General features: G+C 70.2%; 18 protein-coding genes and 1 pseudogene. 7 read left to right on the top strand and 12 right to left on the bottom strand.

From position 1 onward, the window contains the following. The 3 genes from P409_RS06810 to P409_RS06800 form a co-directional block, all read left to right on the top strand. A partial coding sequence (locus P409_RS06810; RefSeq protein WP_034833403.1) for a paraquat-inducible protein A occupies positions 1-486 on the top strand: 486 nt, incomplete at its 5' end. Then, positions 479-2,170, top strand: a complete 1,692-nt coding sequence (locus tag P409_RS06805) for a PqiB family protein (RefSeq protein ID WP_034833400.1) — start codon at positions 479-481, stop codon at positions 2,168-2,170. The genes P409_RS06810 and P409_RS06805, both read left to right, overlap by 8 nt. Next, positions 2,170-2,775 carry a PqiC family protein gene (locus P409_RS06800; protein ID WP_052120116.1) on the top strand — a complete coding sequence of 202 codons (606 nt, stop codon included), beginning with the start codon at positions 2,170-2,172 and terminating at the stop codon, positions 2,773-2,775. The genes P409_RS06805 and P409_RS06800 overlap by 1 nt, the downstream gene beginning before the upstream one ends. 262 nt (positions 2,776-3,037) lie before the next feature. Here the strand turns inward: P409_RS06800 and P409_RS06795 are convergent, their stop codons facing one another. The 8 genes from P409_RS06795 to P409_RS06760 form a co-directional block, all read right to left on the bottom strand. Then, positions 3,038-3,367, bottom strand: a complete 330-nt coding sequence (locus P409_RS06795) for an L-rhamnose mutarotase (protein ID WP_034833398.1) — start codon at positions 3,365-3,367, stop codon at positions 3,038-3,040. 20 nt (positions 3,368-3,387) lie between these two features. Continuing rightward, positions 3,388-4,458, bottom strand: a complete 1,071-nt coding sequence (locus P409_RS06790; RefSeq protein ID WP_034833396.1) for a DUF2252 family protein — start codon at positions 4,456-4,458, stop codon at positions 3,388-3,390. A 68-nt stretch (positions 4,459-4,526) separates the two neighbouring features. After that, entirely contained in the window at positions 4,527-4,742 is a 216-nt protein-coding gene (locus tag P409_RS06785) for a formate dehydrogenase subunit delta (protein ID WP_034833393.1), read from the bottom strand. After that, positions 4,739-5,563 carry a formate dehydrogenase accessory sulfurtransferase FdhD gene (fdhD, locus tag P409_RS06780; protein WP_052120115.1) on the bottom strand — a complete coding sequence of 275 codons (825 nt, stop codon included), beginning with the start codon at positions 5,561-5,563 and terminating at the stop codon, positions 4,739-4,741. Before fdhD ends, P409_RS06785 begins: the two co-directional genes overlap by 4 nt. A gap of 2 nt (positions 5,564-5,565) precedes the next feature. Next, the gene (fdhF, locus tag P409_RS06775) at positions 5,566-8,412 is read right to left on the bottom strand and encodes a formate dehydrogenase subunit alpha (RefSeq protein WP_034833390.1); all 2,847 of its coding nucleotides are present in this window, start codon (positions 8,410-8,412) and stop codon (positions 5,566-5,568) included. Between the two features lie 12 nt (positions 8,413-8,424). Next, the gene (locus P409_RS06770; protein WP_034833388.1) at positions 8,425-9,993 is read right to left on the bottom strand and encodes a formate dehydrogenase beta subunit; all 1,569 of its coding nucleotides are present in this window, start codon (positions 9,991-9,993) and stop codon (positions 8,425-8,427) included. Further along, positions 9,990-10,481 carry a formate dehydrogenase subunit gamma gene (locus P409_RS06765; RefSeq protein ID WP_034833386.1) on the bottom strand — a complete coding sequence of 164 codons (492 nt, stop codon included), beginning with the start codon at positions 10,479-10,481 and terminating at the stop codon, positions 9,990-9,992. The genes P409_RS06770 and P409_RS06765 overlap by 4 nt, the downstream gene beginning before the upstream one ends. A 127-nt stretch (positions 10,482-10,608) precedes the next feature. Continuing rightward, positions 10,609-11,532 (bottom strand): LysR family transcriptional regulator, encoded by a 924-nt coding sequence (locus P409_RS06760; protein ID WP_034833383.1) that lies wholly within the window; start codon positions 11,530-11,532, stop codon positions 10,609-10,611. Between the two features lie 149 nt (positions 11,533-11,681). Between P409_RS06760 and P409_RS06755 the strand changes: the two genes are divergently transcribed. Together P409_RS06755 and P409_RS06750 are read left to right on the top strand one after the other, a co-directional pair. Then, positions 11,682-12,848 (top strand): adenylate/guanylate cyclase domain-containing protein, encoded by a 1,167-nt coding sequence (locus P409_RS06755; protein ID WP_034833380.1) that lies wholly within the window; start codon positions 11,682-11,684, stop codon positions 12,846-12,848. A 9-nt stretch (positions 12,849-12,857) separates the two neighbouring features. Further along, positions 12,858-14,081, top strand: coding sequence for an MFS transporter (locus P409_RS06750; RefSeq protein ID WP_034833377.1), 1,224 nt, complete (start codon positions 12,858-12,860; stop codon positions 14,079-14,081). Between the two features lie 12 nt (positions 14,082-14,093). Here the strand turns inward: P409_RS06750 and P409_RS40615 are convergent, their stop codons facing one another. The 3 genes and pseudogenes from P409_RS40615 to P409_RS06735 form a co-directional block, all read right to left on the bottom strand. Beyond that, the gene (locus P409_RS40615) at positions 14,094-14,864 is read right to left on the bottom strand and encodes a trimethylamine methyltransferase family protein (RefSeq protein WP_238578612.1); all 771 of its coding nucleotides are present in this window, start codon (positions 14,862-14,864) and stop codon (positions 14,094-14,096) included. A gap of 67 nt (positions 14,865-14,931) precedes the next feature. Next, positions 14,932-15,246, bottom strand: a pseudogene (locus P409_RS40610) (MFS transporter); the annotation flags it as partial. Positions 15,247-15,554: 308 nt separating this feature from the next. Beyond that, positions 15,555-16,043, bottom strand: coding sequence for an Lrp/AsnC family transcriptional regulator (locus tag P409_RS06735; protein ID WP_034833374.1), 489 nt, complete (start codon positions 16,041-16,043; stop codon positions 15,555-15,557). A 243-nt stretch (positions 16,044-16,286) separates the two neighbouring features. Between P409_RS06735 and P409_RS06730 the strand changes: the two genes are divergently transcribed. Together P409_RS06730 and P409_RS06725 are read left to right on the top strand one after the other, a co-directional pair. After that, on the top strand, positions 16,287-16,748 hold the full coding sequence (locus P409_RS06730) for a cysteine dioxygenase (RefSeq protein WP_052120114.1): 462 nt from the start codon (positions 16,287-16,289) through the stop codon (positions 16,746-16,748). A gap of 110 nt (positions 16,749-16,858) precedes the next feature. Beyond that, the gene (locus P409_RS06725) at positions 16,859-18,502 is read left to right on the top strand and encodes a long-chain-fatty-acid--CoA ligase (RefSeq protein WP_034833373.1); all 1,644 of its coding nucleotides are present in this window, start codon (positions 16,859-16,861) and stop codon (positions 18,500-18,502) included. Here the strand turns inward: P409_RS06725 and P409_RS06720 are convergent. Continuing rightward, a partial coding sequence (locus tag P409_RS06720; protein WP_034833371.1) for a LysR substrate-binding domain-containing protein occupies positions 18,499-18,850 on the bottom strand: 352 nt, incomplete at its 5' end. The genes P409_RS06725 and P409_RS06720 overlap by 4 nt on opposite strands.

The raw sequence follows: 18,850 nt of genomic DNA, 5'->3' as shown, positions 1-18,850 counted from the left end.
ACCCGGACCTGGGCGCTGGTGGCGACCGCGATCATCCTCTACATCCCGGCCAACCTGTTCCCGGTGATGACCGTGATCTCGCTGGGCAGCGGCGCGCCGGACACGATCATGAGCGGGGTGATCGAGCTGGCCGATTCCGGCATGTGGCCGCTGGCCGCGCTGGTGTTCTTCGCCTCGATCACCGTGCCGGTGCTGAAGCTGGCGGGGCTGATCTACCTGCTGGTCACGACCCAGCGCGGCGCCCAGGGCCAGCTGCGCAACCGGACCGTGATCTACCGCATCGTCGAGGCGGTCGGCCGCTGGTCGATGATCGACATCTTCATGATCTCGATCCTGGTGGCGCTGGTCCAGCTCGGCCAGCTGGCGACGATCGAGCCCGGAATCGGCGCCGTCTCCTTCGCTGCGGTGGTGATCGTGACCATGATCGCGGCCATGACGTTCGATCCGCGCTTGATCTGGGATGCGGCGGGGGAAAACCGTGACTGAGACCGACGATCATCCCGGGCCGGCGGCCCCCGCCCCGCGCATCGATCGCAAGCGCCGGCTGACCCCGATCTGGCTGGTGCCGATCGTCGCGGCGCTGGTCGGCCTCTACCTCGCCTGGATCACCTTCTCCGAGAAGGGGCCGACCATCACCATCAGTTTCCAGTCCGCGGACGGGCTGGAGGCCGGCAAGACCCTGATCAAGCACAAGGAGGTGGTGTTCGGCACGGTCAAGGCGATCGCCCTGTCCGACGATCTGAGCCATGTCGAGGTGACCGCCGAGATGACCAGGGAGGCGGCGGCGCATCTGCGCCAGGGCACGCGCTTCTGGGTGGTGCGGCCGCGCCTGTCGGCGTCGGGCGGGCTGACCGGCTTCTCCACCATCGTGTCCGGGGCGTTCATCGAGCTCGACCCCGGCCAGGGCGACAGCGAGCGCAGCTTCACCGGGCTGGAGGATCCGCCGGTGGTGCGGGCCGACGTGCCAGGCACCGAGTTCCTGCTGACCGCCGACCGGATCGGCTCGGTCGGCGCCGGGTCGCCGATCTATTTCCGCGATGTCCAGGTCGGCCAAGTCATGGGCTTCGATTCCTCGAATCTCGAGGAGGGGGTGACGATCCACGCCTTCATCCGCGCGCCCTTCGACCGCCAGGTCTATGCCGGGACGCGGTTCTGGAACGCGGCCGGCATCTCGCTGACCACCGGGCCGCAAGGGCTGAAGCTGCAGCTCGAATCCCTGCAGGCGGTGCTGGCCGGCGGCCTCGCCTTCGACACCCCGGCCACCGCCCGGACCGGCCAGCCGGCCAAGGCGGGCACCACCTTCCCGCTGTTCAAGGACCAGCAGAGCGTGGAGGAGGCGCAGTACACGGTCCGCCTGCCCTATCTGGTGTACTTCAACGAATCGGTCGGCGGCCTGGCGCCGGGCGCCGCGGTCGAGTGGCATGGCCTCAAGATCGGCCAGGTCACGGATGTCCGGCTGCAATACGACGCCGCCGCGGGCGAGGCGCGCATCCCGGTGACGATCGAGGTCGAGCCGCAGCGGATCGAGCTGGTCGGCACCGAGGAGAATTTCGGCAGCGGTGCCGTCGTCGCGGGGCTGGTCCGCCGCGGGCTGCGGGCGCAGCTGAAGACCGGCAACCTGATCACCGGCCAGATGGTCGTCACCCTCGACATGTATCCCGACGCGGTGCCCGCCGAACTCGGCACCGGCGACCGCTATCCGGTGATCCCGAGCGTTCCCGGGCAGCTCGACAGCGCCATGCGGTCGATCAACGGCATCCTCGACAAGGTGTCGGCGCTGCCCCTCGACAAGCTGATCGACCAGGCCAACGCGACGCTGAAATCCGTCGAGACGCTGGCCGCGGCGCCGGAGATCACGGAGTCGCTGCGCTCCCTGGCCGGCGCCCTGTCCTCGACCCAGCAGCTGCTGAGCCAGGCCAACACCGACCTGGGCCCGGTGATCGAGAAGCTGCCGCCGCTGCTCGCCACGGCGCAGCAGGCGGTGCAGCGGCTCAGCGGCACGCTGGGGTCGATGAACCAGGGCTATGGCGCGGAGTCGACCTTCAAGCGCGACCTGACCCGGCTGATGAGCCAGGTCGAGGACACGTTGCGGTCGGTCCGCATCCTCTCCGACTATCTCGAGCAGCACCCCGAGGCGTTGATCCGGGGCAAGACCGGAGGGCTGGACTGATGCACGCTTTGCCCCTGCCCCGCCGCGGCCTCCTCGCCGGGCTCCTGGCCGCCGCAGCGTTGGCCGCCTGCTCCTCGACGCCGCCCAAGGTCTACACCCTGGCGACCGTGCCGGGCGCGGCCGTTGCGGGACGGCCGGTCACGGCCTCGGTGGCGGCGGTCGAGGTTCCGAAATATCTCGACCGGCCGCAGATCGTCCGGCGTTCCGGCACGGTCGAGCTCGGGGTCGAGGAGTTCGAGCGCTGGGGCGAGCCGCTGGCCAACATGGTGCAGCGGGTGCTGGCCGACGACCTGGCCGCCCGGCTGCCCGCAGGCTCGGTCGTCACCACCAGCCGGACGCTGTCGGGCGACGAGGCCCTGACGGTGGAGCTGGCACTGGGCCGCTTCGACCCGGAGGCCGACGGCACCGTGGTGCTGGAGGCGCAGTGGCGGGTGCAGCGCAAGTCTGGCGGCCGGCCCCGGACCGAGACGGCACGGATCACCCGCCGCCCGGCCGACGACAGCACCGCCGCCGAGGTCCGGGCGATGAGCGATGCGCTCGGCGAGCTGGCCGACCGCATCGCACGGCAGATCCCGTTTCCGGCAGGCCGGTCGAAGCCGCGATAGCGCCGTCCGGCGCCATTCCTGCTTCCAGGCTCCAGAGCCACGAAAAGAGGCCGGCCCGGTTGCGGTGCGGGCCGGCCCTGAAGTGGAGCAATGGAGTCAGTCCGGCGAAGCCTTCGCCGGCCGCCCCGACAGGGTCGAGGCGGTAGTCGGAGTGTCATTGATCCGGCACCGCCCCGACACCCCCATTTGGGAGGTCCCCCATCCGATTTTCGCAGCGTGGAAGCCGCGGTTCATGGGACTTCACGATGGCGCGGAGGGCGTTTCAATCGAGGTGGAAGACCTCCGGCATCATGGCCCACCACTCCCCCTCCTCCCGGGTCTCGAACGGCTCCTGGCACGGCGCGCACAGCGCCCACCAGTCCTGCGTCTTCGGATCGGCCGCCATCCGCGCCATGTCGGCGGCGAAATCCGCCCCGTGATACTCCCAGGTGCCGAACAGGATGTTCTCCGGCTGCTTCAGGAAGATCGAGTAGTTGCGGATGTGGCAGGCGCTGATCATCGCCAGCACCTCGGGCCAGACAGCCTGGTGGAGCCGCAGATACTCCGCCACCGCCTCCGGCTTCAGCCGGATGCACATGCCCATGCGCTGCATTGCCATCTCCACAGCCCCACTTAACGCCGTGACCGCCACGCCACCCGATCCTGCCGCGTCGCCTCGGCGACCCTGCCGGCGGCGTCGCGCAGCCAAGCCGGCTTCCGCGCCTCGAGATCCTCGGCGACGGCGCGGGCGCGCGAGCGGCGGGCGGAGTGCAGATTGGCCAGCTCCGCCCCCATCGCCGTCAGCAGCCGCCGCATCAGGCCCGGATCGGCCAGGGTCGGAAAGTCGAGCTTGCGGCTGTTCGGCGCCAGCCGGCGGACGACGATGCCCTTGCGCGGCCTCAGCCAGGGATCGGCGATGCGATACCGGCTGAAGGCGATCTCGGCGAAGCGCATCTTGCGGTCGCCGCCCTGGACCAGCGACCAGGCCGAGGGCAGCAGCGGCTTGGCCTCGCGCGCCACCGGCCCGCCATGCCAGTCGGCCAGCCCGACCCAGCGCGGCCGCCCGAGGCTGCCGAGCCCCGCCGTCCGCCGGGCCATCGCCACGGCCAGATCCGAATCCGGCATGGCGGCGGCCAACGCTTCGCGATAGGCCCGCGGCGCCGATGTGCGCGGCAGCTGCTCCAGCGCCGACCAGAACCGCTCGCGTTCCTCGTCGCTGGCCAGCACCAGGTCGCGCAGCCAGAGATGCCGCCGCTCCAGCACGAAGGCGGCCGGCGCCCGCAGCCCCTCGACATAGCCGCCGAGGATGGCGGCAGAGATCTCGTCGAGGGAGACCGAGCGGTCGCGGCCGCGCGCCAGGACAGCGCTGGTCGCCAGGCGGACGAGGTCGAGGGCGTAGGGCGTCTCCGCCGCCTCGTCGAAATCGTTCACACCCCAGATCAGCCGCCCCTCGGCATCGCGCCACAGCCCGAAATTGCCGATATGGGCGTCGCCCACCGAGACGACGCGCGGCGCGCCCATCAGGCCGGGGCACAGCTCATGCGCGGTCTCGGCCCAGCGGAAGCAGGTGGCGCGCAGGAAGAGGAAGTCGCTCTCCTCCATCCTGCGGTGCTTGCGGTCGAGATCGGCCTGCACGAGCTGACGGCCGAGCTGCTCCTCGAGCCAGACCTCGTAGCGCTTGACCGACGCTGTGATCGACCCCATGCGGACCCCGGCTTTGCCCGGCCGACATCATAATCGGCCACGGCCCGCCGTCCACCCGGGTCGCGCGCTCAGCCCGAAAGGGTCTCGACCGCCTGCACCACCAGCGGGTTCAGCTCGGCGTTCTTCGCCGCGACCTCGGCGCGGATCTGCGCCTTCATCCGCGGCTCCCAGAAATCCTTGATGTGCTTGCGCACGCCGGCAACCGCCTCCTCCTGGGGATAGGAGGCGAAGAAGCTGGCGATCTGGTTCGCCATGCGGATGATCTTGTCGGAGCTGCCGCTCATGCTTCGACCTTGGCTGGGAGCAACGGGGAGAAATCGGTGTAGGCGGTCATGCTGTCGCGCCGGGCGAAGGCAACCAGCGTCACGCCGGCCGCCTTGGCCGTGTCGATGGCCAGCGTCGTCGGCGCCGAGATCGCGACCAGGACCGGGATCCCGGCCGCGGCCGTCTTCTGCACCATCTCGAAGCTGCAGCGGCTGGTGATGACGCAGAAGCCCTGCCCGGCGTCGATGCCGGCGCGGGCCAGGGCCCCCACCAGCTTGTCGAGCGCGTTGTGCCGGCCGACATCCTCGCGCACCAGCCGGATCCGGCCGTCGCGGTCGGCCCAGGCGGCGGCGTGGACGGCGCCGGTGCGGCTGCGGATGTCCTGCAGCCCGTCGAGGTCGTGCAGCGCCCGGCGGATCGCCGCCAGTTCGATTTCGATCGGCTTCGGCGCGCGGCGCTTGCGGCCATGCAGGGTGTCAAGGTCGCTGGTGCCGCAGATGCCGCAGCCGGTGCGGCCGGTGATGTTGCGCACCTTCTGCAGCATCTGGGAGAACTGGGCGCCGCGCAGCGCCATGCGCACCTCGACGCCACGCTCCTCGTCGCCCGCGACCTCCTCGACCGTCAGGTCGGACGGCGCGTCGGCAAGCCCTTCGGTCAGGCTGAAGCCGAGGGCGAAGTCCTCGAGATCCGCCGGCGACGCCATCATCACGGCATAGGACAGGCCGTTATAGACCAGCGCCACCGGCACCTCGGCCGCGACCACCTCCTCCACCGGCTCGACCCGGTCGTCCCGGGTCAGCCGCCGGGCCGGCAGGCGCAGATCGGTTGGAGGCAGGGCCATGGCTACTCCGCAGCCTCTTGCGGCCGTTCGATCTGGATCGTCTTCTGGCGCAGCTCGCGATAGCCGATCTGCCAGTCGGACAGGTGGTTCACCCGCCGCACCTGCACCGCCGTCACCTTGTATTCCGGGCAGTTCGTGGCCCAGTCGGAATAGTCGGTGGTCACCACATTGGCGCCGGTCTCGGCATGGTGGAAGGTGGTGTAGACGACCCCCGGCTGCATCCGCTCCGAGATCTTGGCCCGCAGGCTGGTCTCACCCGACCGGCTGTGCAGCGCCACCCAGTCGCCGTCGCGGATGCCGCGGTTCTCGGCATCCGTCGGGTGGATCTCCAGCACGTCCTCGTCATGCCAGGCGACATTCTCGGTGCGCCGGGTCTGGGCGCCGACATTGTACTGGCTGAGGATGCGGCCGGTGGTCAGCACCAGCGGGAAGCGTGGGCCCGTGCGCTCCTCGGTCGGCACGAACTCGGTGATCATGAACCGGCCCTTGCCGCGGACGAAGTGGTCGATATGCATGATCGGCGTGCCTTCCGGCGCCGCGTCGTTGCACGGCCACTGCACCGAGCCCAGCTCATCCAGCCGCTGGAACGACACGCCCGCGAAGCTCGGCGTGGTCCGGGCGATCTCGTCCATGATCTCGCTCGGGTGGGTGTAGCGCATCGGATAGCCCAGCGCCTCGGACAGCAGCATCGTCACCTCCCAGTCGGCATAGCCGGCCTTGGGCGGGGTGACGCGCCGGACGCGGCTGATCCGCCGCTCGGCATTGGTGAAGGTGCCGTCCTTCTCGAGGAAGGAGGAGCCGGGCAGGAAGACATGGGCGTAGCTGGCGGTCTCGTTCAGGAACAGGTCCTGGACGATGACGCATTCCATCGCCGCCAGGCCGGCCGTGACGTGCTTCACGTCGGGGTCGGACTGGGCGATGTCCTCGCCCTGCACGTAGAGCCCCTTGAACCCGCCTTCGACGGCGGCGTCGAGCATGTTGGGGATCCGCAGCCCCGGCTCGGCCGACAGCGGCACCGCCCACATGTCCTCGTAGATCTTCCGCACCTCGTCGCCGGCGACGTGGCGGTAGCCCGGAAACTCGTGCGGGAAGGACCCCATGTCGCAGGAGCCCTGGACGTTGTTCTGGCCGCGCAACGGGTTCACCCCGACGCCGCGGCGGCCGACATTGCCGGTCAGCATCGCCAGGTTGGCCATGCCCATGACCATGGTCGACCCCTGGCTGTGCTCGGTGACGCCAAGCCCGTAATAGATCGCGGCCCGGCCGCCGGTGGCGTACAGCCGCGCCGCCGCCCGCATCTCGGCCGCCGGCACGCCGGTCAGCTCCTCCACCGCCTCCGGCGCATGGCGCGGATCGGCGATGAACTCGGTCCAGCGCGAGAACTCGGCGATATCGCAGCGCTCGCGGACATAGTCCTCCGCCACCAGCCCTTCGGTCACGATCACATGCGCCAGCGCGTTGATGATGGCGACGTTGGTGCCGGGCTTCAGCTGCAGGTGGTGGTCGGCCTTGATGTGCGCCGACTTCACCAGGTCGATGCGGCGCGGGTCGACCACGATCAGCCTGGCGCCCTCGCGCAGCCGGCGCTTCATCCGGCTGCCGAACACCGGGTGGGCGTCGGTCGGATTGGCGCCGATCACCATCATCACGTCGGTCTCGTCGACGCTGTCGAAATCCTGGGTGCCGGCCGAAGTGCCGTAGGTCTGGCCCAGGCCGTAGCCGGTCGGCGAGTGGCAGACGCGGGCGCAGGTGTCGACATTGTTGTTGCCGAAGCCGGCGCGGATCATCTTCTGGACGAGGTAGGTCTCCTCGTTGGTGCAGCGCGAGGAGGTGATGCCGCCGATCGAATCCTTGCCATAGGTCGCCTGGATCCGCTTCAGCTCGGAGGCGGCGTAATTGATCGCCTCCCCCCACGACACCTCACGCCACGGATCGGTGATCTGCTTGCGGATCATCGGCTTGGTGATCCGGTCCTTGTGGGTGGCGTAGCCCCAGGCGAAGCGGCCCTTGACGCAGCTGTGGCCGTGATTGGCCTTGCCGTCCTTGTACGGCATCATCCGCACCACCTCGGTGCCCTTCATCTCGGCCTTGAAGGCGCAGCCGACGCCGCAATAGGCGCAGGTGGTCACCGCCGAATGGTCGGGCTGGCCAGCCTCGATGATGCTGTTGTCCATCAGCGTCGCCGTCGGGCAGGCCTGGACACAGGCGCCGCAGGAGACGCACTCGCTCTCCTTGAAGCCGTCATCCTGGCCGGCCGAGACGAAGGAGGCGAAGCCGCGCCCGTCGATGGTCAGGGCAAAGGTGCCCTGCACCTCCTCGCAGGCCCGGACGCAGCGCGAGCAGACGATGCACTTGGTCGGGTCGAAGGTGAAATACGGGTTGGAGGTGTCCTTCTCGCCCACCAGGTGGTTGGCGCCGTCATAGCCGTAGCGCACCTCGCGCAGGCCGACGACGCCCGCCATGTCCTGCAGCTCGCAGTCGCCGTTGGCGGCGCAGGTCAGGCAGTCCAGCGGGTGGTCGGAGATGTAGAGCTCCATCACGTTCCGGCGCAGCTTCGCCAGCTTCGGCGTCTGCGTCCGGACCTTCATGCCCGGCTCGACCGGCGTGGTGCAGGAAGCCGGCGTGCCGCGCCGCCCCTCGATCTCGACCACGCAGAGCCGGCAGGAGCCGAAGGGCTCCAGGCTGTCGGTCGCGCACAGCTTCGGGATCGCGGTCTCGACCTCCGCCGCCGCGCGCATCACTGAGGTGCCGGCCGGCACGGTCACGACCTGGCCGTCGATCTCCAGCGTCACCAGGCTGGGCGAGGTGCGCGCCGGGGTCCCGAAATCCTGTTCCGTCATGAGAGCCATCGGATGGACTCCTTATTCCGCGGCCTGCGCCGGGGCGGGCGCGCGGTCGAAATCATCGGGGAAGTGGGTCAGGGCGCTGAGCACCGGATAGGGGGTGAGGCCGCCGAGGGCGCAGAGCGACCCGTCCAGCATGGTCTCGCACAGGTCCTCGATCAGCGTCAGGTTGCGGCCGAGCTCACGCCCGCCCGCCTCCCGGTTGGCGATGATCTTGTCGATGGTCTCGACGCCGCGGGTCGACCCGATGCGGCAGGGCGTGCACTTGCCGCAGCTTTCGACCGCACAGAATTCCATGGCGAAGCGGGCCTGGACAGCAAGGTCGACGCGGTCGTCGAACACCACCACGCCGCCATGGCCCAGCATGCCCTTCTTCGCCGCCATCGACTCGTAGTCGAGCGGCGTGTCGAGCAGACTGTCCGGGAAATAGGCGCCGAGCGGCCCGCCGACCTGGACGGCGCGGCACGGCCGGCCGCTGGCGGTGCCGCCGCCGAAATCCTCGATCAGCTCGCGCAGGGTCAGGCCGAACGCGACCTCGATCAGCCCGCCGCGCTTGACGTTGCCGGCCAGCTGCAGCGGCTGGGTGCCGCGTGACCGGCCGGTGCCGTAATCGGCGTAGAAGGCGGCGCCCTTGTCGAGGATGATCGGCACCGAGGTCAGCGACAGCACGTTGTTGATCACCGTCGGCTTGCCGAACAGGCCCTTCAGCGCCGGCAGCGGCGGCTTCGGCCGCACCGTGCCGCGCTTGCCCTCCAGGCTCTCCAGCAGCGACGTCTCCTCGCCGCAGATATAGGCACCGGCGCCGACCCGGACCTCGAGGTCGAAGCGCTTGCCGCTGCCCAGCACGCTGGGGCCCAGCACGCGGCGCTGATAGGCGATGTCGATCGCCGCGTTCATCGCCGCCACCGCATGCGGGTATTCCGAGCGGATGTAGATGAAGCCCTTGGTGGCACCGACCGCGATGCCGGCGATGGTCATGCCCTCGACCAGCAGGAAGGGGTCGCCCTCCATGATCATCCGGTCGGCGAAGGTGCCGCTGTCGCCCTCGTCGGCATTGCAGACGATGTATTTCCGGTCGGCCTCGGCCTGGAGCACGGTGCGCCACTTGATGCCGGTCGGGAAACCGGCGCCGCCGCGGCCGCGCAGGCCGGAGGCCGTCACCGTCTCGACGATCGCCGCCGGCTCCATCGCCAGGGCCGCGCGCAGGCCCCTCAGCCCGTCATGCGCCTCGTAATCGTCGAGCGACAGCGGGTCGGTGATGCCGCAGCGGGCGAAGGTCAGGCGCTGCTGCCTGGCGAGGTAGGGGATCTCCTCGGGACGGCCGTGGCGCAGCGGATGGTCGCCGCCCTCGGCGAAGCCGGCGGCGAACAGGCCGGGCACGTCCTCGGCGGTCACCGGGCCGTAGCCGATGCGGCCTTCCGGGGTCTCGACCTCGACGAAGGGCTCCAGCCATAAGAGGCCGCGCGAGCCGTTGCGGACCAGCTGCAGCTCGATGCCGCGGGCAGCGGCCTCGGCCTGGATCGCACGGGCCACGTCATCGGCGCCGACCGAGACCGCAGCGGCGTCGCGAGGGACGAAGACCTTCATCGTGCGGCCTCCCCCAAACCTTCCATCTTATCGACGATGCGGTCGAGGCGCTGGGCGTCGATCCGCCCGACCAGCTCGCCATCCGCCATCGCCGCCGGGGCGCAGGCGCAGTTGCCGAGGCAGTAGACCGGCTCGACCGTGATCCGGCCGTCCGCCGTAGTCTCGTGCAGGCCGATGTCGAGCCGCCGGCGCAGCTGCTCGGCCAAGTCGCGCGCGCCCATCGACTGGCAGGCCTCGGCCTGGCACAGCTTCAGCACGTGCCGGCCCGCCGGCTCGCGCCGGAAATCATGATAGAAGGTGATGACCCCGTGCACCTCGGCGCGGGACAGGTTCAGCGCGTCCGCCAGCAGCGGCACAGCCTCGCGCGGCACATGGCCGAAGATCGATTGCAGATCGTGCAGAATCGGCAGCAGCGGTCCCTCGGTCGCACCATGCGATGCGATCACGTCACGCGCCACCTCGGCGTCCCAGCCTCGGCGTTCCGGCATCCGTCCCACTCCCTTTTCGGGTTCGTTGGACCGGGCGGCCTTGCCTGCCACCCGACTAATTTAGGATGTCCGGGCGCGTATACCAGATTCAAATACAAAGCCCGGATGAATCGATAAACGTCATTTATCAAGCTGCCGGCTGCAACGGCGTGGACTGAAGCTCCGCGTCCAGATCCAGGGTCCGGGCCGTGTCGAACAGGCCGCGGGCCAGGGGCGAAGGCGGGTCGCGGTCGGCCATCACGAGGCCGACCGTGCGGGTCGCGGCCGGGTCGACCAGCCGCAGGGCACGGGTGCCCGCCGGCACCCCGAACAGGTGCAGCAGCGCCCGCGGCATGACGCTGGACCAGAAGCCGGAGCGGACGTGGGAGCACAGGTTGATGATGCTGTCGGTCTCCACCGCCGCATGCGGCGCGCAGCCGACCGAGCGGAAGATGCCGTCGATGATCCGCCGGTTCTGCATGGTCGGGGTCAAGAGGCACAGCGGCAGCTCCGCCGCCTCGGTCCAGGAGATGGTCCGGCGTGCCGGCGACGCCTGGCCCGCCGGCATCAGCAGGATGTAGTCCTCCTGGTACAGCGGCAGGCTGCGGACGTTGCGCAGCGGCTCGTTGTCGAGATAGGTGACGCCGACATCGATCTCGAAATTCTCCAGCCCGGCCTCGATCTGGATCGAGGTCTGCGACAGCACCGACACGGTGACCGCCGGGTGCGACTGGGCGAAGGGCGAGGTGATCAGCGACACGATCGGCAGGGCCGAGGGCACGGCGCCGATCCGCAGCTTTCCGGCCAGGCCCTGCTGCAGCATCGCCAGCTCCTGCGCCAGCCCGTCGCGGTCGGCCAGGATCTTCTTGGCCCAGTCCAGCACGCAGGCGCCCTCGCGGGTGAAGCCCTGGAAGCGGTGGCCGCGCTCGACGATCGGCACCTGCAGCTCCTCCTCCAGCTGGCGCAGGGCGGTGGACAGCGCCGGCTGCGACACGCGGCAGGCCTCGGCCGCGCGGGCGAAGTGCTTCTCGCGGGCGAGCGCGACGAGGTATTCGAGCTGGCGGATGACCATCGGGCCTCCGGAGATGGGCACGGCTTGATAAGGTCAGGTTATCGCCGGTTCAGGCCGAGCCGCAATCGCCCCTGGCCTGCGCCAAAAGCGCAATGCCGCCGGCAGCTGCCGATCCTATAGTCCTGTTACATTCCGAACATCGGTCCGAGATGACCTTTTCCGACCCGGCCTCCACCCCCCTTCCCAGCCTGATCGAATGGCTCTCGGGCAATGAGTGCCACGACGCGTCCGACACCGAGATGCTGGCCGGCCTCGGCGGCCGGCTGCGAGCGCTCGGCCTGCCGATCGACCGGCTGAGCCTGCATCTGCGCACCCTGCACCCGCAGATCCTGGCCCGCACCCTGGCCTGGACCGAGGGCGAGCCGGTGGCGCATCTCGACCGCGACAATTCGATCGAGCGCCTGCCCTTCTTCGCCACCAACCCGATCCGCCGGGCCACCGAGGGTCGGATCTGGCTGGACCTGGCCACGCCCGAGGACATGGCGGGGCTGGAGGAGCTCGACTTCTTCCGCAGCCGCAGCCTGCGCGCGGCCATCGTCGCGCCGATGGTGATGGGCCACGGCCCGGCCAGCGCCGTGGTCTTCGCCACCCGGCGGCCGGGCGGGTTCACGGCGGCCGACCGGTCGGTGTTCGAGCGCATCGTGCCGGCGCTGCGCGGCGCCTGCGAGATCCGGCTGCTGCGCCTGGCCGAGGCGACTGTGCTGGACACCTATGTCGGGCCGATCACCGGCCGGCGCATCCTCGACGGCCACATCCGGCGCGGCGATGTCGAGACGCTGGACGCGGCGCTGCTGCTGTGCGACCTGCGCGATTTCACCATGCTGTCGAACCGGCTGCCGCCCGAGCAGATGCTGGACCGGCTGAACCTGTATTTCGACCAGCTGGTCCCGGCCATCACCGCCGGCGGCGGCGAGGTGCTGAAGTTCATGGGCGACGCGGTGCTGGCCTTCTTCCACCTCGATGACGGGGCGGTGGCCAGCTGTGCCGCGGCCTTCGAGGCGGCCCGCCTGGCCCTCGACCGCATCCACTCCGCCTCCCAGGCCGGCACGCCGCTGAGCGCCGGGGTGGCGCTGCATCACGGCGAGGTCGCCTACGGCAATATCGGCTCCGGCGGGCGTCTGGACTTCACCGTGATCGGGCGCGACGTCAACCTGGTCAGCCGGATCCAGACCGTCTGCGCCACCACCGGCGAGCCGCTGCTGATGTCGCCCCGCTTCGCGGCGCTGCTCGGCCGGCCCGGCTGCCGCAGCATCGGCCCGCACGCGCTGAAGGGCTTCGCCGAGCCGCTCGACCTGTTCGCCTGGGACCCGGGATAGCCCCCGCCGATGAGCACCACCGCCCTGGGCAGCGACCGGCTGCTCGACCATCCGTCCTTCCTGGTGTTCTGGGGCGCGCGGGTGCTGTCCGCCATCGGCTTCCAGATGTCCGCCGTGGCCATCGGCTGGCTGGTCTATGCCCTGACCGGCAGCGCCTACAGCCTGGGGCTGGTCGGGCTGTTCCAGTTCCTGCCGATGGTGGTGCTGACGCTGCTGGTCGGGCATGTCGCCGACCGCTACGACCGCCGCCGCATCGTCCAGATCTGCCTGATGGTCGAGGGCCTGACGCTGGTGGTGCTGGCGCTCGGCATCCTGGACGGGTGGCTGACCGTGCCCGGCATCTTCGCCGCGGTGCTGGTTCTGGGCGCGGCCCGCGCCTTCGAGCAGCCGACCATGGCGGCGCTGCTGCCGGGGGTGGTCCCGGCCGGGGTCCTGCCCCGGGCGCTCGCCGTCTCCTCCTCCGCCATGCAGACGGCGACGATCGTCGGCCCCTCGATCGGCGGGCTGCTCTACGCCGTCGGCACCACCGTGCCCTTCGCCCTCTCCGCCGCCTGCTTCCTCGGCGCCTGCGGCCTGATGATCCTGATGCGGCTGGAGCGGCCGGCGCCGCGGCGCGAGCCGGCGACGCTGCGCTCGGTCTTCTCCGGCATCGCCTTCATCCGCAGCCGGCCGATGATCCTCGGCGCCATCTCGCTCGACATGGTCGCGGTGCTGCTGGGCGGGGCGACGGCGCTGCTGCCGATCTATGCCCATGACATCCTGCAGACCGGCCCCTGGGGCCTGGGGCTGCTCCGCGCCGCCCCGGCAATCGGGGCGCTGACCATGTCGGTGGTGCTGACCCGGCTGCCGCTGCGCCGCGCCATCGGCCTCAAGATGTTCGGGGCGGTGATCGTGTTCGGCGCCGCCACCGTGGTCTTCGCCGCCTCCACCAGCCTGGCCCTGTCGCTGGCGGCGCTGGCCGTGCTCGGCGCCGCCGACAATGTCAGCGTGGTGATCCGCAGCTCGCTGGTGCAGCTGCTGACGCCGGACGAGATGCGCGGCCGGGTCAGCGCCGTGAACTCGCTGTTCATCGGCACCTCCAACCAGCTCGGCGAGTTCGAATCCGGCATGGTGGCCGGGCTGCTCGGCGCCGTGCCGGCCGGGATCATCGGCGGGCTCGGCACCATCGCCGTGGCGCTGCTGTGGATGCGCCTGTTCCCGGCCTTGCGGAAGGCACAGACGCTGTCGGGCTGAGCCCGGCCGAGCTCAGGTGAAAGCGTCGGGCATGCTCTCCTTCTTCCGGCGCATGAAGTCCTGCAGCGCCTCGTCGACCGCCGGATCGATCGCCGGGGCCTCGTACTCCTCCAGCATCCGCTTCCAGATCGTGTTGGCGCGCTGCGAGGCGTCCTGCCGGCCCTCGGCCTCCCACTGCTCGAACGAGTTGTTGTCGGCGATGGTCGACCGGTAGAAGGCGGTCTCGAAGTTGCGCTGGGTGTGGTCGCAGCCGAGATAGTGGCTGCCCGGCCCGACCTGGCGGATCGCGTCCATCGCCTGGCCGTTCTCGCTCAGGTCGATGCCCTCGGCCATCACCTGCATCATGCCGAGCTGGTCGGCATCGAGGATGAACTTCTCGTAGGAGCTGACCAGGCCGCCTTCGAGCCAGCCGGCCGCGTGCAGCACGAAGTTGACCCCGCCCAGCATGGTCGGCAGCAGGGTCTGGGCGCTCTCGAACGCGGCCTGCGCATCCGGCGTCTTCGAGCCGCAGAGCGACCCGCCGGAGCGGAACGGCACGCCCAGGCGCCGGGCCAGGGCGGCGGCGCCGTACAGCACCAGCGCCGGCTCCGGCGTGCCGAAGGTCGGCGCGCCCGACTGCATCGAGATCGAGCTGGCGAAGGAGCCGAACACGACGGGCGCGCCGGGGCGGCACAGCTGCGCCGTGGCCATGCCGGCCAGGCTTTCGGCCAGGGTCTGGGTCAGCACGCCGGCGCTGGTCACCGGCGCCATGGCGCCGGCCAGGATGAAGGGGGTGACGATCACCGCCTGAATCCGCCACCAGCCAGGCGGCGAAGGGCGAGACGGTCATCGGCGCCACGCCGACGCCGGCCGAGACCAGCGAGACCGCCAGGCCGCGATGGGTCTCGAACCAGGCGGTGGCGGCCGACACCATCGGCGCGAAGAAGGCGCCGGCCGCCAGCCCGACCAGCGTGCCGTAGATCAGCTGGAACCAGGCCAGCGAGGTGGCGCGGCTGGCCAGCACCAGGGCCAGGCCCAGCAGCGCCGCGCCGCACAGCACCACGATCCGGGCGCCGAGCCGGTCGCTCAGCGTGCCCCAGCCGAAGCCGGCCACGCCCATGACCAGGAAGTTGAGCGTCATGGCGCTGGAGATGCCGGCCCGGCTCCAGCCCGTATCGGACGCCATCGGCTGCAGGAAGATCGCCAGCGAGAACATCGCGCCGATGCCGACGCAGGTCATGAGCGCGCCGACGCCGATGATGACCCAGCGATAGGAAGTGTCCGTCCGCGGCTGCGACATAGGAATCCTCTTCCACCCTTTGCCGGATCGTCTCGCGGAGGGGCCCATCCCGCTCCGGGCCGCCGGCTCTCAGGAAGAAGACGAACGGGCCGGCCCGGAATCGACAGGCCGACCGAAAAAATTTACCAACAGGTAAAGTGTCCTCCCCGACGGCGGGGCGGCAAGCCGGCCGGACCGTTGGCGGCCCGGTGATCTCAGGGCTTGACGAAGCCGAGAGGGATCTCGGTCGTCGACTTGATCTCCTCCATGGCGAACATGGAGGTGACGTCCGCGAGCTCGATCCGGGCGATGATCTTCCTGTACAGCTCGTCATAGCTGGCGATATCGGCGACATGGGCCTTGAGCAGGTAGTCGACCTCGCCGCTCATCCGATAGACATCGACCACCTCCGGCAGGTCGCGCACGGCCCTGCTGAAGCGCTCGAGCCATTCGACCGAGTGCTGGTTCGTGCGCACGGCGATGAACACCGTCACCCCGACATTGAGGGCGGCCTTGTCGAGCAGCGCCACCCGCTTGCGGACGATGCCGGCCTGCTCCAGCTTCTGGACCCGGCGCCAGCACGGCGTGGCCGAGATCCCGGCCTTCTCCGCCAGATCGGCCAGCGCGATCGTCGCATCCGCCTGCAGCGCCTTCAGGATCCTGAGGTCGATCTCGTCGAGCTTGAGCGTGGTCGGCGGGGCCATGGCGGTCCTTCGGTTGCGGCGCATGGGCGACGTCGCCCGGAATGCCACTGATGGAATCATTTTCTACGGATCCAGCGAGATCCGAAAATGATTTTCCGACCATCCCGTTCTTTCCGGCGACAACGCAAACCGATTCCCGCCGGCGGGGCCTACGCTGGTCCGAGGATTGGAGAGGCAGGCCGGACCATGACTTATGCAGCCGCAGCAGACGCCGTCCGCGCCACCGCCCGGTGGCAAGGCCCGATGCAGAAGACCCTGCCGGATTTCGGCGCGTCGGCCGAGGCGATCCTGGAGCATTTCACGGCCCATCCCGAGCTGGTCTGCGACCTGGACCTGATGTGGCGGCCCGGCCGCTACGCCCGCAACCTGCTGTGGAACGATGCCCGGCGCAGCGTCTGGGCCATGGTATGGGACCGCGGCGCCCGGACCGCGATCCACGACCATCACTGCCCCTGCGCCTTTGGCATCATCCGCGGCAGACTGAGCGAATTCCGCTTCCGGGCGCTGGACGAGGTCCGCGTGGCCCGGATCTCGGAAATTCTGCACCGCCCGGGCGACATGGCGAGCCTGGAGACGACCGGCCCCAACATCCACCAGATGGTCAATGACGGCGACGCGGTCGCGATCTCGCTGCACGTCTACGGCTTCGACCACCGCGTGCACGACTCCTCGGTCGACCGCGAATACATGCTGGCGCAGGCCTGAGCCTCTCCCCGCCCGCGGCGGCTTCCCCCCATTTCCGCTGTAGCTCCGGCCGGCTTTCCTCTTATCCTCTGTGAAAGGCGGCGCACCGCCGCGGCACAGGGGAGGAGCCGATGCTCGGCCGGATGCAGCACGAACCCTTGCGCATCGGCGCGCTGCTGGAGCATGCGGCCCGTTCCCACCGGGAAGCGCGCATCATCACCCAGCGTCACGACGGCAGCACCGTCACCCACACCTACCCCGACATCGCCGCCCGCACCGCCCGGCTGGCCCATGCCCTGACGGCCCGCGGCGTGGCCCAGGGCGAGCGGCTGGCGACGCTGGCCTGGAACGACCACCGGCATCTCGAGCTGTATTACGGCGTCAGCGGCATCGGCGCGGTGTGCCACACGGTCAATCCGCGGCTGTTCTCGGGCCAGATCGCCTACATCCTGGCCGATGCCGGCGACACCCATCTGTTCCTCGACCCGATGTTCCTGCCGGTCCTGGCCGGCATTGGCGACGGGCTGCCGGCCACGCTGCAGACCCTGGTGCTGCTGGAGCCGCCGGCCGATCCGGTGCCTCCCGCCCTGGCTACCCGTTTCGAGATCCTGGATTACGAGGATCTGATCGCCGGCCGTGCCGACGCCTTCGACTGGCCGGTGCTGGACGAGAACACGGCCGCCTTCCTCTGCTATTCCTCCGGCACCACCGGCGAGCCGAAGGGCGTGCTGTCCTCGCACCGCTCGACCCTGCTGCACGCCTATGCCGCCAACCAGCCGGACGCCTTCTGCCTGCGCGCGACCGACACCGCCATGCCGGTGGTGCCGATGTTCCACGTCAACGCCTGGGGCATCCCCTTCGTCGCGCCGCTGGCGGGGGCGTCGCTGGTGCTGCCGGGGCCGCGCCTCGACGGCGCCTCGCTGTTCCGGCTGATCGAGGCGACCGGCGTGACCTTCTCCGCCGGCGTGCCGACGATCTGGCTCGGCCTCCTGGCCCATCTGCGCGAGAGCGGCAGCCGCTTCACCCGCCCGCCGCGGCTGGTGATCGGCGGCTCGGCCTGCCCGCTGCCGCTGATCGAGGCGTTCGAGCAGGACTACGGCGTCGAGATCGGCCATGCCTGGGGCATGACCGAGACCAGCCCGATCGGCCTGTTCAACGCGCCGAAGCCGGAGACGCTGGCCCGGGACGAGGCCGAGCAGCGCGCGCTGAAGCGCAAGCAGGGTCGCGCCATCCCCGGCATCCGGCTGCGCATCGCCGATGCCGCGGGCCGCGACGTGCCGGCGGACGGCGTCGCCTTCGGCGAGATCCTGGTGCGCGGCCCCTGGGTGGCCGGCGGCTATTTCGGCCGCGACGGCGACCCCGCCTTCACCCCGGACGGCTGGTTCCGCACCGGCGACGTCGCCACCATCGACGGCAGCGGCTATGTCGAGATCGTCGACCGCGCCAAGGACGTGATCAAGTCGGGCGGCGAATGGATCAGCTCGATCGCGCTGGAGAACATCGCCGTCGGCCATCCGAAGCTGCGCGAAGCGGCGGTGATCGGCGCCCGCCACCCGAAATGGGACGAGCGGCCGGTGCTGATCGCGGTGCCGGCCGAGGGCGCGGCCCCGACCCGGGCCGAGATCCTGGGCTGGTTCGACGGCAAGGTCGCGAAATGGTGGCGGCCGGACGACGTGGTGTTCGTGGACGAGCTGCCGCACACCGCCACCGGCAAGCTGCTGAAGACCGAGCTGCGCCGGCGCTACCGCGACCATCTGGCGGGCGAGGCCGGCTAGCGTCCTGGCGCCTCGATCCCCGGGATGCCGGCGATCCGCTCGGCCAGGAAGTCGACCAGCAGCCGCACCCGGGCGATGCCGGCGCGCTCCGGCACGATCAGCAGGCTCAGCGGCACCGGCGGCGGCTCCCAGCCCGGCAGGATTTCCTCCAGCCGGCCATCCGCCAGCAGGTCGTCGACCAGCCAGCGATGGGTCGGGGCGATGCCGCGGCCGGCGATCAGCGCCTCGCGCGCGGCGAGGCCGTGATCGACCCGGAACCGGCCGCCGAACGGCACCGTGCGGCGCTCGCCGCCCGGCCCTTCCAGCACCAGCGTCTCGCTGCCGGCAATGTTGGTCATGCGGATGCCC

Source organism: Inquilinus limosus MP06 (assembly GCF_000767795.1).
Lineage (GTDB): Bacteria > Pseudomonadota > Alphaproteobacteria > DSM-16000 > Inquilinaceae > Inquilinus > Inquilinus limosus_E.
This window is presented reverse-complemented; position numbering and strand designations above follow the sequence as displayed.

Bases quoted from the DNA above. Each gene is read 5' to 3' on its own strand.
- P409_RS06760 (WP_034833383.1), bottom strand. From the start codon at position 11,532: ATGGTCATCCGCCAGCTCGAATACCTCGTCGCGCTCGCCCGCGAGAAG.
- P409_RS06765 (WP_034833386.1), bottom strand. From the start codon at position 10,481: ATGCCGGAACGCCGAGGCTGGGACGCCGAGGTGGCGCGTGACGTGATC.
- P409_RS06785 (WP_034833393.1), bottom strand. From the start codon at position 4,742: ATGAGCGGCAGCTCCGACAAGATCATCCGCATGGCGAACCAGATCGCC.
- P409_RS06800 (WP_052120116.1), top strand. From the start codon at position 2,170: ATGCACGCTTTGCCCCTGCCCCGCCGCGGCCTCCTCGCCGGGCTCCTG.
- P409_RS06770 (WP_034833388.1), bottom strand. From the start codon at position 9,993: ATGAAGGTCTTCGTCCCTCGCGACGCCGCTGCGGTCTCGGTCGGCGCC.
- P409_RS06730 (WP_052120114.1), top strand. From the start codon at position 16,287: ATGCAGAAGACCCTGCCGGATTTCGGCGCGTCGGCCGAGGCGATCCTG.
- fdhD (WP_052120115.1), bottom strand. From the start codon at position 5,563: ATGGCCCTGCCTCCAACCGATCTGCGCCTGCCGGCCCGGCGGCTGACC.
- P409_RS06750 (WP_034833377.1), top strand. From the start codon at position 12,858: ATGAGCACCACCGCCCTGGGCAGCGACCGGCTGCTCGACCATCCGTCC.
- P409_RS06790 (WP_034833396.1), bottom strand. From the start codon at position 4,458: ATGGGGTCGATCACAGCGTCGGTCAAGCGCTACGAGGTCTGGCTCGAG.
- P409_RS06725 (WP_034833373.1), top strand. From the start codon at position 16,859: ATGCTCGGCCGGATGCAGCACGAACCCTTGCGCATCGGCGCGCTGCTG.
- P409_RS06795 (WP_034833398.1), bottom strand. From the start codon at position 3,367: ATGCAGCGCATGGGCATGTGCATCCGGCTGAAGCCGGAGGCGGTGGCG.
- P409_RS06735 (WP_034833374.1), bottom strand. From the start codon at position 16,043: ATGGCCCCGCCGACCACGCTCAAGCTCGACGAGATCGACCTCAGGATC.
- fdhF (WP_034833390.1), bottom strand. From the start codon at position 8,412: ATGGCTCTCATGACGGAACAGGATTTCGGGACCCCGGCGCGCACCTCG.
- P409_RS06755 (WP_034833380.1), top strand. From the start codon at position 11,682: ATGACCTTTTCCGACCCGGCCTCCACCCCCCTTCCCAGCCTGATCGAA.